Source organism: Serratia marcescens (assembly GCF_029846115.1).
Classification (GTDB): domain Bacteria; phylum Pseudomonadota; class Gammaproteobacteria; order Enterobacterales; family Enterobacteriaceae; genus Serratia; species Serratia marcescens_L.
In genome coordinates this window covers 4355628-4368720 of record NZ_JARVZZ010000001.1, presented here as the reverse complement: position 1 = coordinate 4368720, position 13093 = coordinate 4355628, and the positions used below count along the sequence as shown (strand labels likewise).

Here is a 13093-nt window from a genome sequence, read left to right as displayed (position 1 = left end):
CCGCGTCTGCATTGTCGGGCGGGTCGGCTGCGACAAACGTCCCTGTTAGTCTCGCCTCAACCGGCCTTCCCTGGCCGGTTGCCCCTGACAACGCCGTCTTGCTCGGCAGCCGGTGATGCGCGCCAAAGGTCAACACCCGTGCTGGCAGCTACCGGGCAACCTGTTCTTTATGACGTTATGGCAGAGAAGTCGGAGATGAACACAGGGTTGGACGCCCTTGAAGACGCCGAACGCAGGCATAGCGCATTAGGAGAAACCGCCATGGACGGCGGTTTCAGGTGAGACAGGCAGGGACGCCTGTCGCAACCGGCCTCAATGCGGTATGGCGGAGAGAGGACAAATCTGCCTGGAGCAGATTTGAACGCTGCTTGCAGCGGCCCCGAAGGGGCGAGGCCCAGGGATGGGCTGAGTAACGTTGGCAAAGCCAACCGTCTGATAGGGCAAAGGCGCGGGTTGCCAGGGGCCGCGCCTTCGGCCCCTGGCTCGGTCGAGGCGTATGAGCCTCATGGCGCATCTCACCTTTATCGACCGAAAACTGCACAAATACGTTCAGAAAAACGCTAACTGACCAGCATTACGCGTTACGCCCCTTGCTTGCGGGTAAATCAGGCGCCTTGCGGCACCGTGTGCGCGGTATTTTTCAATACCGGCCCCCGATACTTCTCGATCTGCAACTGCGCCATCTGCCCGCAGTTGCCCTGCGCCAGGCTGGAAGAGCCGATGTCGAAGGTCAGGCAGTTGACGTTGCCGTTCTTGCACAGCGAGCCGGGCTGCGCCGGATCGGCCGGATCGAACCAGGCGCCTTCGCTGATGCGCACCACGCCGGGCCGCACGTCTTCGCTGACCACCGCGCCCACCAGGATCTGGCCACGATCGTTGAACGCCCGCACCAGATCGCCGCCGCTGATGCCGCGCGGCTGCGCGTCCTGCGGGTGGATCAGGATCGCTTCACGATCCGCCACCGCGTATTTCTCGCGCAGCGGCGTGTTGTCGAGCTGGGAGTGCAGCCGGTTGGTCGGGTGCGCGGTATTGAGCGACAGCGGATATTTGGCCGCTTCCGGCCCGCGATACCACTCGTGCGGTGGCATCCAGGTCGGGATGCCGGGGCAATCCTCATAATGCATTTTGGCGATGGCGTCGGAGTAGATCTCGATCTTGCCCGACGGCGTGCCCAGCGGGTTCAGCAGCGGGTTGTCGCGATAGTCGGCGAAGCGCACCCACTGCTTGTTGGCCTCCGGCACCGGGAAGCGCACGTAGTTGTTGGATTGCCAGAACATGTCGAACGGCGGCAGCGCCACCCGGGCCGCGCGCGCCTGGTTCTTCATGTCGTCGTACATGCCTTTCAGCCACTGGGTTTCGTCCTTGCCTTCGGTAAAGGCTTCCTGCACGCCCAGTCTGGCCGCCATCGCCGAGAAGATGTCGAAGTCGCTGCGCGACTCGTGCTGCGGCGGCACGCATTGGTGCATCGGGAACACGTAGAGCTGCGAATAGTCGCCGCCCATTTCCAGATCGTTGCGCTCGTAGCTGGTGGTGGCCGGCAGCACGATATCGGCATGCTTGGCGGTGGCAGTCCAGTAAGGCTCGTTGACCACGATGGTGTCCGGCCGCTGCCAGGCTTTGACCAGGTTATTGGTGTCCTGATGCTGGTGGAAGGTGTTGCCGCCCGCCACATACACCATTTTCACCTCGGGGTAGGTGACCTTGGCGCCGTTGAAGTCGATGGTTTTTCCCGGGTTGCTCAGGCATTCGGCGATGCGCGCCACCGGGATCGGCGCCGGCGAGTTCTTCGGCGCGTTGCCGGCGGAGATGCCGGCGATGATGCCGCCCTTGGCGGTCGGGCTGCCGCCGGAGGAATAGTGGTAGCTGAAGCCGAAGCCGCCGCCCGGCAGGCCGATCTGGCCGAGCATCGCCGCCACCGTCACCAGCAGCCAGTGCTGCTGTTCGCCGTGGTGCTGGCGCTGAATGCCCCAGCCGCCCATGATCATGGTGCGATGCTTCGCCATCTCGCGCGCCAGTGCGCGCAGCGTGTCGGCATCGACGCCGCTGATGTCGGCCGCCCATTCGGCGGTTTTCGCCACGCCGTCGCGCTCGCCCAGCAGGTAGGCCTGGAACTTGTCGAAGCCGACGGTGTAGGTTTTCAGGAAGTCCGGGTTATGCAGCTTCTCGGTCAGCAGCGTATGGGCGATGCCGATCAGCATGGCGCCGTCGGTATAAGGACGCGGGGCGATCCACTGCGCATTGACGAACTTGGCGCTGTCGCTGTGCACCGGATCGATGCTGATCACCCGGGTGCCTTTCTTCTTCAACGCCTCAAAGCCGGTCTGGCCGACGTGATCCGGCACGTTCCAGCTGTTTTTCAGCGTGACCATCGGGTTGCAGCCCCACAGGATCACCAGCTCGCTGTTCTCGATCACGTTTGGCCAGGCGGTCTGCTGTTCGTAGACCTCCATCGAACCGACCACGTGCGACATGATCACCTGCGCCGCGCCGGTGGAGTAGTCGCCGGCGTAGCCGAGGAAACCGCCGGTCAGGTTCATCAGGCGCTGCAGGAGCGTGCGGCTGTTGTGCAGCATGCCGACGCTTTTCCAGCCGTAGGAACCGGCGTAGATCGACTGCGGCCCGTGATCTTTTTGCAGGCGAACGATCTCATTGCACACCAGCTCGGTCGCTTTGTCCCAGCTGACGCGCACCCACTCGTCGCGGCCGCGCAGCTCGGTGCGGCTGCCGGGGCCGCCCTCCAGCCAGCTTTTACGCACCATCGGGTATTTGATGCGGTTCTCGGCGTGCACCTGATAAGGCGCCATGGTGATCAGCTCATTGGGGTACGGATCGTCCTGCACCGGCTGCACGCCGACCATCTTGCCGTCCTGCACGATGGCCTCGAACGCGCCCCAGTGGGCGCCGGTCAGGATGCCTTTTTGCGCCTGACGCAAGGCGATGAACTGCGGCAGCGCTTCGCTGATGGCCTGCGCCAGCGCCGCTTTGGGCCATAAGCCTGCCAGCAGCGGGGCAGCGGCCAGCGCGGCGGCGCCGGTCAGGAAGCGGCGGCGGCTCATTGTTAACGGTTGTTGGTTGCTCATTGCGCTTCTCCCTTTAAAGCTTGGCCGGTGCGGCAGGTGGCATGTCGCTGGCGTGTTTTTGTACGTATTGCGTCAGCACGCGCAGTTGTTCCTGCGTCAGCGAGGTGCGCGGCGCCATGCCTTTGATGACGCCGATCCATTGGTTGGCGTTGAAGCGATCGAGCGCGGTCAGCCCGTGGCAGCCGGTGCAGTTGGCCGACATCATGTCCGCGGCGTAGCGCCAGATTTTTTGCTGATCGTCGATCAATTGTTTACGCGGCAGCCACACCTGCAAAGAGACCTGATGCCAGACCAGGCCGGTTTCCGCATCGGTCTGGGTGGCCGCGGTCTTCAGCTGTTGGCGCGCGTCTTCACCCAGCAGCACGCTGAGGATACGTTTGCCCTGCGCGGCGTAGAACACTTCGCTGACCCCGTCCTGCTGCCAGCCGCTCACGGTGGCCAGCACCTTGTCGCCATCCTGCTTCACCACCTGCACTTCGGTGGACGGCATCAGGTTGCCGGCGTTATGGCTGTCGTCCGCGCTGAGGAAGAACGGTTCAGTGGCGATGGTGTAGAGAGTGGTGGCGTCGGGCGCGGTCAGCGCCGCGGCCTTCGCCAGCTCGGCGGCGCCGGCCTGGGTTTCGCCGCTCATGTCCGGCAGGATGTGGGCTACGCCCTTATGGCAGTCGATGCAGGTCTCGCCCTGTTTGATCGCCACCGGGTGCTGCAGGCGCGCCTCAGGGCGCTGGGCGGTGATGTCCATGGCGTCGTAGCTGTGGCAGGAGCGGCAGGTGGCCGAGTCGTTCTCTTTCAGCGTTTTCCAGACCGACTGCGCCATCGCCAGCTTGTGCGCTTCGTATTTTTCCGGCGTATCGATGGTGCCGACCATCTCGCCGTAAATGTCTTTTACCGCGCGGATTTTGGTCCACAGGTAATCGATCGGTTGATGCGGCACGTGGCAGTCGGCGCACTCGGCGCGGATGCCCTTGGTGTTCTGGAAGTGGACGCTGCCCTGATATTCGGCCAGCGGCTGTTGCATGGTATGGCAGGAAACGCAGAAGGCGGTATCGCTGGTTTTATGGAATACGGTGGCGGTCCCGGCCAACAGCGCCGCGCCGAGGATAATCCCCAGCAGCAAAAGCCATAGCCATCCCCACCGGCGCTTTTTTTCAAAGCCAGTCAGTTTTTTGCTCATGGTAAACCCGCTTATAATTATGAATTTAAAATAAAATCTTGCCAAAAGGCCGCCGACCGGAGGTCAGAATGCCACGTCGATTGCAGGGGTAATAATAGAAGAGGGTTAACCCCATAGGGTTATCCGTAGTCAAAAAAAGGGCATATATCGCAAAAAATAGCGTTATATTCTAATTTATATAGCGATGGGGTTGTGCGGCAGGGGAAGCGAGCGCAACACGCGCTCGCGATGGGTCAGGCCGTGGGCAAATAGGCTTGGCCGCTCAGCCACAGGCGGATCGCGGTGCGGCTGGCTTCGAAATGCGGTTCCGGCAGGGCGTCTGGCGCGCACCAGCGCCATTCGGCGCACTTTTCAGGTTCTTTCAGCTCGGCGTCGCCGCCGGGATGATCCACCTGCAGGCAGACAGACACCGTGTGTTTGCCTTCGGCGCGCCAGGTTTGCAGATTGTTGCTGACGCCCACGAAGCGCGGCGGAGCGATGAGCAACCCGGTCTCTTCGGCGATTTCGCGCTGGGCGCACTGCTCGAAGGTTTCACCGGCCTCCAGATGCCCGCCGGGGATCGACCAAAAGGGTGCGTGCGGACCGCAGCGTTTGCCCAACAAAATCTCGCCCTGCGGGTTGACGATGATCACCCCGACGCCCGTCACTACGTTCATGCTTTTCTCCGTCAGCAAAGTTTCAGCACAGTATGTCATTTTGCCCCCGGTGTGGGCCAATACGCCGGCGAAAGTGTGCGTAAGCTCAAAAATCTGTAATGGCAAAAGGGAGAAAGCTTGCTTTCGACTTGCGCTGCTTACACACTCCTTGAAACGTTTCAGCGTTATCCGACCGCTTGTGGCGAACGGGTCACGCTCCTTTTTCTCAATGAAGCTGAAACGATTCAATTCAGCAGGAGAGGAGAATCATGTTCCAGTTGTCACCGCAAGACATTCATCTGGGCGCCGCTGCCGACGGTAAGCAAGAGGCCATCCGCCAGGTGGCTGCCGCCCTGACCGAAGCCGGCTGCGTCAGCGCCGGTTACGTGGACGGCATGCTGCAGCGCGAACTGCAGACGTCCACCTACCTGGGCAACGGCATTGCCATTCCGCACGGCACCACCGATACCCGCGATCTGGTGCTGAAAACCGGCGTGCAGGTGTTCCAGTTCCCGCAGGGCATCGCCTGGGGCGAAGGCCAGACCGCCTATGTGGCGATCGGTATCGCCGCCCGCTCCGACGAGCATTTGGCGCTGCTGCGCCAGCTCACTCACGTGCTGAGCGATGACGGCGTGGCGGAACGGCTGGCGAAAACCACCTCCGCGGAAGAGCTGCGCGGCCTGCTGATGGGCGAACAGCAGAGCGCCGAATTCCAGTTCGACGTTTCGCTGATTGCGCTCGACGTCGCGGCCGACAGCCTGATGACGCTGCAGGCGCTGAACGCCGGCCGGCTGCAAAAGGTTGGCGCAGTCAACGCGCAGTTCGTCAGCGATGCCATCACCCGCAAGCCGCTGAACCTGGGGCAGGGCATCTGGCTGAGCGACAGCGTCGAAGGCAACCTGGCCAGCGCGGCCACCGTCAGCCGCCCGGCGCAGGCTTTCGTGGAAGACGGCGAGCCGGTGGCGCTGCTGCTGACGGTGTCGGTCGCCGATGCGCAGCCGCTGGCGGTGCTCAACTACCTCAGCGATCTGCTGCTGGCCAACAAAGCTGAACGCCTGCTGAAGGCGGATGCCGCCGGGGTGCTGGCGCTGCTGACCAGCGAAGTGGCCGAGGAGAGCAGCGTGCTGAGCGCCGAATTCGTGATCCGCAACGAGCACGGCCTGCACGCACGGCCGGGCACGGCGCTGGTCAACGTGATCAAAAGTTTCAACAGTGACATCACCGTCACCAACCTGGACGGCAGCGGTAAGCCGGCCAACGGGCGCAGCCTGATGAAGGTGGTGGCGCTGGGGGTGAAAAAAGGGCATCACCTGCGCTTTACCGCCAATGGAGAAGATGCTGAAGCCGCGCTGAAGGCGATCGGCGAAGCGATTAATGAAGGACTGGGCGAGGGCGCAGCATGAGCAGAAGAGTAGCAACGATCACCCTGAACCCGGCGTACGATCTGGTGGGCTTCTGCCCGCAGATCGAGCGCGGGGAAGTCAACCGGGTAAAAACCGCCGGCCTGCACGCCGCCGGCAAGGGCATCAACGTCGCCAAAGTGTTGAAGGATTTGGGCATCGACGTCACCGTCGGCGGTTTCCTGGGTAAAGACAATCAGGACGGTTTCCAGCTGCTGTTCAGCGATCTGGGGATCGCCAACCGCTTCCAAGTGGTGCCGGGCCGCACCCGCATCAACGTCAAGCTGACGGAAAAAGACGGTGAAGTGACCGACTTCAACTTCTCCGGTTTTGAAGTGACGCCGCAGGACTGGGATCGCTTCGTCAGCGACTCGCTGAGCTGGCTGGGCCAGTTCGACATGGTGGCGGTGAGCGGCAGCCTGCCGGCCGGCGTCGATCCCGAAGCCTTTACCGACTGGATGACCCAGCTGCGCGCCAAGTGCCCGTGCATCATTTTCGACAGCAGCCGCGAAGCGCTGGTCGCCGGGCTGAAGGCCTCGCCGTGGCTGGTGAAACCGAACCGCCGCGAGCTGGAAATCTGGGCCGGCCGTCCGCTGCCGACGCTGGCGGACGTGGTCGAGGCCGCGCATGCGCTGCGCGAACAGGGCATCGCCCACGTGGTGATCTCCCTCGGCGCGGAAGGCGCGCTGTGGGTTAACGCCTCGGGCGCCTGGATCGCCAAACCGCCGTCCTGTGAGGTGGTCAGCACCGTGGGCGCCGGCGATTCGATGGTCGGCGGCCTGATTTACGGCCTGCTGATGCGCGAATCCAGCGAGCACACTCTGCGTCTGGCCACGGCGGTAGCGGCGCTGGCGGTCAGCCAGAGCAACGTCGGCGTGACCGATCGTCCCCAGTTGGCCGCGATGATGGCGCGCGTCGATCTGAAACCTTTCAATCAATAGCAGGAGGCAGAATGAAAACGCTGCTGATGGTAGACAGTTCGTTGGGGCAGGCCCGTGGCCACCTGGCGAAACGCATGCTGGAGGCCGCCGCGGCCAAAGCCGGCCTGACGCTGGTCGAGTCGGTGCAGGACGCCGAACTGGTGGCGGTGGCGGGGCAGTCTGCCCCCGCTGACGCCGGGCTGAACGGCAAATTGGTGTATGTGGGCGACGTAGAACAGGCGGTGCGGGAACCGGACGCTTTTCTGGCGCGCGCCAAGACCGAAGCTGAATCCTATCAGGCGCCGCAGGTGGCGGCGCCGGTGAAAGCCGATGGGCAAAAACGCATCGTGGCGATCACCGCTTGCCCAACCGGCGTGGCGCACACCTTTATGGCGGCCGAAGCCATTGAAAGTGAAGCGAAAAAACGCGGCTGGTGGGTGAAGGTGGAAACGCGCGGCTCCGTCGGTGCCGGCAACGCCATCACCCCGGAAGAGGTGGCGGCGGCGGATCTGGTGATCGTTGCGGCGGACATCGAAGTGGATCTGGACAAGTTTGCCGGTAAGCCGATGTACCGCACTTCCACCGGGCTGGCGCTGAAGAAAACCGCCCAGGAACTGGACAAGGCGCTGGCCGAAGCGGAGGTGTTCCAGCCGCAGCAGCGCGGCGGCGCAGCGCCGGCGGCGAAAAAGAAAGAGGGCACAGGCCCGTATCGCCACCTGCTGACCGGCGTGTCCTACATGCTGCCGATGGTGGTGGCCGGCGGCCTGTGCATCGCGCTGTCGTTCGTGTTCGGCATCAAGGCGTTTGAAGTCAAAGGCACGTTGGCGGCGGCGCTGATGCAGATCGGCGGCGGCTCCGCCTTTGCGCTGATGGTGCCGGTATTGGCCGGTTTCATCGCCTTCTCCATCGCGGATCGTCCGGGCCTGACGCCGGGCCTGATCGGCGGCATGCTGGCGGTGAGCACCGGCGCCGGGTTCCTCGGCGGCATCATCGCCGGCTTCCTGGCGGGTTACGTCGCCAGGGCGATCAGCAGCAAACTGCGCCTGCCGCAGAGTATGGAAGCGCTGAAGCCAATCTTGATCATTCCGCTGGTGGCCAGCCTGATCACCGGCCTCATCATGATTTACGTGGTCGGCACGCCGGTAGCGAAAATCATGGAAGGTCTGACGCATTGGCTGCAATCGCTGGGCACCGCCAATGCCGTACTGCTGGGGGCTATCCTGGGCGGCATGATGTGTACCGACATGGGCGGCCCGGTGAACAAAGCGGCCTACGCCTTCGGCGTCGCGCTGCTCAGTTCCTCGGTGTATGCGCCGATGGCGGCGATCATGGCGGCGGGCATGGTGCCCCCGTTGGCGATGGGGCTGGCGACGCTGCTGGCGCGCCGCAAGTTCCCGAAATCCGAACAGGAAGGCGGCAAGGCAGCGCTGGTGCTGGGGCTGTGCTTCATCACCGAAGGGGCGATTCCGTTCGCCGCCCGCGACCCGATGCGCGTGTTGCCGTGCTGCATTGCCGGCGGGGCGCTGACCGGCGCGCTGTCGATGGCCTTCGGCGCCAAGCTGATGGCGCCGCACGGCGGGCTGTTCGTGCTGCTGATCCCGGGCGCGATTTCGCCGGTGTTGCTGTACCTGGTGGCGATCGCCGCCGGTACGCTGTTGGCGGGTGTGGCTTATGCCCTGCTGAAACGTGCTGAAGTGCCGGTTACCGCCGCGGCGTAAGCCTCGTCGATACCGCAAAACGCGCAGCCCCGAGCTGCGCGTTTTTGTTTGTGCCTTAGGCAGTCAGCACGATTTACCCCTGGCCAAAAATCACAGCGCTTTCTAAGCTGATGGCGCGACCTTGTTCCTGCGAGCAAGCAATGACTCAAGGAGATTCATCCGTGGCTAAAAAAGTGGCGATCGTACTGACATCCGGTTTTGCCGATTGGGAATACGCGCTGATTGCCGGCGTTGGCGGCCCGTTTTATGGGCTGGAGGTGGCGTTTTTTGCGCCGCAGGCCGGAAAGCTTCGTTCACAGGGCGGGCTGACGGTAGAGGTTGAAAAAAGCGTGGCCGAATTGGCGGATTGGCGCCCCGAGGTGCTGGTGGTGGTCGGCGGCACCCTGTGGGAAACCGAACGGGCGCCGGACATCAGCGCGTTGCTCAACGAGCAGTTTCAACGCGGCGCAACCCTGGCGGGCATTTGCGGTGGAACGCTGGCGTTGGCGCGGGCCGGCCTGTTGAACGGCAGGGCGCATACTTCCAACGATGCCGGGTTTTTGACGCGCCATGCTGAGGGCTACACCGGCCAGCGCCATTTCGTTGCGAGCGCCACCGCCGTCGTGGATGACCGTGTCATTACGGCACCGGGATCGGCGCCGGTCAGTTTTACCGCCGGTGTGTTCAGGGCTGCGGGTTTGGATGAAGAAACGCTGCGCCAGTTCAGCGCCATGCTGGCGGCGGAGCACGCGGTGGGGGAAACCGCTCGCGCTTAGGCGAGCGGCCAGGGAAGAGTTACTGCTGCGCCTTCAGCCAGGCAATCTCTTCCGCCCAGATATCCGGGTTTACCGTCTCCAAAATCAGCGGGATATTGTCGAAACGCGGATCGCGCATGATGTAGCTGAACACCGTTTTGCCGATGTTGCCTTCCCCCAGGCTGTGGTGACGGTCGACGCGGCTGTTGAACTCGCTCTTGGCATCGTTCAGGTGCATGCCGCGCAGGTAGTTGAAACCGACGATGTCGCCAAGCTGCTTAAAAGTACGCTCGCACTCTTCTTCGGTACGCAGATCGTAGCCGGCGGCGAAGGCGTGGCAGGTGTCGATGCAAACGCCGACGCGGCTTTTGTCTTCCACTCCGTCGATGATCGCCGCCAGGTGCTCGAACTTGAAGCCCAGGTTGCTGCCCTGGCCGGCGGTGTTTTCGATCACCGCCGTCACACCGGCGGTTTTATCCAGCGCGATGTTGATCGATTCGGCGATGCGCGCCAGGCACTTGTCTTCATCGATTTGCAGCAGGTGGCTGCCGGGGTGGAAGTTCAACAGCGTCAGCCCCAGCTGTTCGCAGCGCTGTAGCTCGTCGATGAACGCCTCGCGCGATTTTTCCAACGCCTCGGCCACCGGGTGGCCCAGGTTGATCAGGTAGCTGTCGTGCGGCAGGATCTGCCCCGGCCCGAAGCCGTACTGGGCGCAGGCGCTCTTGAACTTATCGATCACGTCGGCAGCCAGCGGCGCGGCCTTCCATTGACGCTGATTTTTGGTGAACAGGGCGAACGCGGTCGCCTCCAATTCGTGCGCGCGGATAACCGCCTGATCCACGCCGCCTGACGCGCTGACATGTGCACCGACAAACTTCATCTTCATTCTCCTGTGTTATCGGTGACATTATGGCATTGATGGCGGGCGGAATAAATGCGGCCCGCCGAAGCGGGCCGCAGAAGGGAATGATTAGAGCCAGTGTTGCACCAGCTGGTTGATCGCGCCGCCGCCGACCAGTAGCCAGACGAACAGCAGCGTGGCCAGCAGAATCGGTTTCACCCCGGCCTGGCGCACGGCGCTGATGTGGGTGGTCAACCCCAATGCCGCCATCGCCATCGCCAGCATCCAGGTGTCGGCGGTGATCAGGTGGCGCACCAGCGTGGCCGGCAGCAGGTTGAAGGAGTTCAGCCCGGCGACGGCGATAAACAGCACGGCAAACCACGGAATGGTAATCGCGGATTTTTCCGCCTTGCCTGCGCTGCCGCGGCTGATGTAGCCCGACAGCAGCAGCAGGAACGGCGCCAGCATCATCACGCGGATCATCTTGGCGATCACCGCCGCATTTTCGGCGTCCGGCCCGATGGCATGCCCGGCAGCGACCACCTGAGCCACTTCGTGGATGGTGGAGCCGGCGTAGATGCCGAAAGTTTCCTGGCTGAACGGCAGCCATTGGAAGTGTTCATTCAACTGGTACAGCCACGGGTAGGCGAAGATTGCCAGGGTGCCGAACACCACCACGGTCGAGACCGCCACCGCCACTTTGCTGGAGTCGGCCTTCAGCACCGGCTCGGTGGCCATCACCGCCGCCGCGCCGCAAATGCTGCTGCCGGCGCCGATCAGCATCGCGGTCTGGCTGTCGATGCCGAACACCTTCTTGCCGAGCCAACAGGCCAGCAGGAAGGTGGTGGTCAGGGTCAGCGCATCGATAATGATGCCGCTGGCGCCCACGTCGGCGATCTGCTGAAAGGTCAGGCGGAAGCCGTAAAGGATAATGCCCAGACGCAGCAGGCGTTGTTTGGCCAGCTGTACGCCGCCGTGACAAACGGTTTGCCAGCGGGGATACAGCGTGTTGCCCACCAGAATGCCGAACAGGATCGCCAGCGTCAGCGCCCCCAGGCCCAGCTCCGCCACCCAGGGAATATCGCCGGCCCAGACGGCCAGCGCGGTGAGCGCGCCGGTCAGCGCCAGCCCCGGCACCAGCCGCGGCAGGCCGAACAGCGGAAAGCGTCGCTCGGGATAAGTGTGAGTGGTATCAGTCGCCATAAAAGTCAGTCCTTCAGTCTGTTTCTTGCTGCTAAGAGTACGTTTGGGCTGAATAAAAGAGAAATTGATTATATATTTATAACCTATCTGAATAAGTGGTATTGAGTCAGGCATTGGCATACAGCCGCATTGCGGCTAGGGTGAGGAGGAGCGGCGAGCCGCCGTCAACTTTCCAACTGAACAGGAGCAGGCGATGGATACCGACGATCAACGCAGAGAGCAGATAGACCAGGAAGTGGGGCGCGCGGTGCGGCGTTTGATTGAAGAAAACAAGGTGGTCGATCGCGACCACCTGGTGGCGATGCTGCAATTAATACAGCGGGACGAAACCGGCACGCCGCGCGAGGCGGCGCTGGCTGAGGCGGCGCAGCTGATCGCCTTGGGCAAGTAGCGCGCTGAATTGGCCGTAAACGAGGTAGCCTCGCCGGGCTACCCACCACATATGTTGCGGTTCTCTGGCAGAACCGTCTTTCAATACCGGGACAGCTATGCATATCACGTTGCGTCAACTGGAAGTCTTCACCGAAGTGCTGAAAAGCGGTTCGACCACTCAGGCCTCGGTGGTACTGGCGCTGTCGCAGTCGGCGGTCAGTGCGGCGCTGGCGGATCTGGAAGGGCAGCTGGGCGTGCAGCTGTTCGATCGTGTCGGCAAACGGCTGGTGATCAACGAGCACGGCCGGTTGCTGTATCCCAAGGCGCTGGCGCTGCTGGAGCAGGCGGGGGAGATCGAGCAGCTGTTTCGTCATGACGGCGGGGCGCTGCGCATCGCCGCCAGCAGCACCATCGGCAACTACATGCTGCCGGAGATGATCGCCCGTTACCGCCGGGATTTTCCGGCTACGCCGCTGGAGCTGAACGTCGGCAACAGCCAGGACGTGATCGTGGCGGTGGCGGATTTTCGCGTCGATCTGGGGCTGATCGAAGGGCCTTGCCATATGCCGGAGCTGGTGACTCAGCCGTGGCTGGAGGACGAGCTGGTGGTGTTCGCCGCGCCGGACAACCCGCTGACCCGCGAGCCGCCAACGCTGGAGGCGCTGGCCAATGCGCCGTGGATCCTGCGTGAGCGCGGTTCGGGCACCCGCGAGGTGCTGGATCATCTGCTGTTGGCGCACCTGCCGCACTTCCAACTGGTGATGGAGCTCGGCAACTCGGAGGCGATCAAGCACGCGGTGCGGCATGGTATCGGCATCAGCTGCCTGTCGCGGCGGGTGGTGGCGGAACAGTTGGCCAGCGGCGCGCTGGTGGAACTGGCGGTGCCGCTGCCGCCGCTGCGGCGCACCCTGTACCTGATCCGCCATCGGCAAAAGCACATTTCCAACGCGTTGCAGCGTTTTCTCAGCTATTGCGCGTTGTAATCGACAGCGCGTCACGTCCTCTGCTGCCGCGCA

11 protein-coding genes are annotated in these 13093 nt (G+C 63.1%); 6 read left to right on the top strand and 5 right to left on the bottom strand.

What is annotated here, in order from left to right; genetic code table 11:
* Positions 1-605: 605 nt before the first annotated feature.
* The 3 genes from torA to QDT79_RS20850 form a co-directional block, all read right to left on the bottom strand.
* On the bottom strand, positions 606-3080 hold the full coding sequence (gene torA, locus QDT79_RS20860) for a trimethylamine-N-oxide reductase TorA (RefSeq protein ID WP_063989313.1): 2475 nt from the start codon (positions 3078-3080) through the stop codon (positions 606-608).
* Between the two features lie 13 nt (positions 3081-3093).
* On the bottom strand, positions 3094-4254 hold the full coding sequence (locus QDT79_RS20855) for a NapC/NirT family cytochrome c (protein WP_063989312.1): 1161 nt from the start codon (positions 4252-4254) through the stop codon (positions 3094-3096).
* A gap of 233 nt (positions 4255-4487) precedes the next feature.
* Positions 4488-4910, bottom strand: a complete 423-nt coding sequence (locus tag QDT79_RS20850) for a nucleotide triphosphate diphosphatase NUDT15 (RefSeq protein WP_063989311.1) — start codon at positions 4908-4910, stop codon at positions 4488-4490.
* A 248-nt stretch (positions 4911-5158) separates the two neighbouring features.
* Between QDT79_RS20850 and fruB the strand changes: the two genes are divergently transcribed.
* The 4 genes from fruB (at position 5159) to QDT79_RS20830 (ending at position 9682) form a co-directional block, all read left to right on the top strand.
* Positions 5159-6292 (top strand): fused PTS fructose transporter subunit IIA/HPr protein, encoded by a 1134-nt coding sequence (gene fruB, locus QDT79_RS20845; RefSeq protein WP_308317024.1) that lies wholly within the window; start codon positions 5159-5161, stop codon positions 6290-6292.
* Positions 6289-7230, top strand: coding sequence for a 1-phosphofructokinase (fruK, locus tag QDT79_RS20840; RefSeq protein WP_063989309.1), 942 nt, complete (start codon positions 6289-6291; stop codon positions 7228-7230). Before fruB ends, fruK begins: the two co-directional genes overlap by 4 nt.
* 11 nt (positions 7231-7241) lie before the next feature.
* Entirely contained in the window at positions 7242-8927 is a 1686-nt protein-coding gene (gene fruA, locus QDT79_RS20835; protein WP_308317023.1) for a PTS fructose transporter subunit IIBC, read from the top strand.
* A gap of 161 nt (positions 8928-9088) precedes the next feature.
* Positions 9089-9682 carry a DJ-1/PfpI family protein gene (locus QDT79_RS20830; RefSeq protein ID WP_308317022.1) on the top strand — a complete coding sequence of 198 codons (594 nt, stop codon included), beginning with the start codon at positions 9089-9091 and terminating at the stop codon, positions 9680-9682.
* 19 nt (positions 9683-9701) lie between these two features.
* On the opposite strand, the gene nfo is transcribed toward QDT79_RS20830, so the two are convergent.
* Positions 9702-10541 (bottom strand): deoxyribonuclease IV, encoded by an 840-nt coding sequence (gene nfo, locus QDT79_RS20825; protein ID WP_016926988.1) that lies wholly within the window; start codon positions 10539-10541, stop codon positions 9702-9704.
* A gap of 90 nt (positions 10542-10631) precedes the next feature.
* Entirely contained in the window at positions 10632-11705 is a 1074-nt protein-coding gene (locus QDT79_RS20820; RefSeq protein WP_063989306.1) for a YeiH family putative sulfate export transporter, read from the bottom strand.
* Positions 11706-11898: 193 nt separating this feature from the next.
* Here QDT79_RS20820 and QDT79_RS20815 point away from each other — a divergent pair, with 193 nt between their 5' ends.
* Positions 11899-12096, top strand: a complete 198-nt coding sequence (locus tag QDT79_RS20815; RefSeq protein ID WP_063989305.1) for a hypothetical protein — start codon at positions 11899-11901, stop codon at positions 12094-12096.
* A 97-nt stretch (positions 12097-12193) separates the two neighbouring features.
* Positions 12194-13060, top strand: coding sequence for a DNA-binding transcriptional regulator YeiE (yieE, locus tag QDT79_RS20810; protein WP_107226535.1), 867 nt, complete (start codon positions 12194-12196; stop codon positions 13058-13060).
* Positions 13061-13093 lie beyond the last annotated feature (33 nt).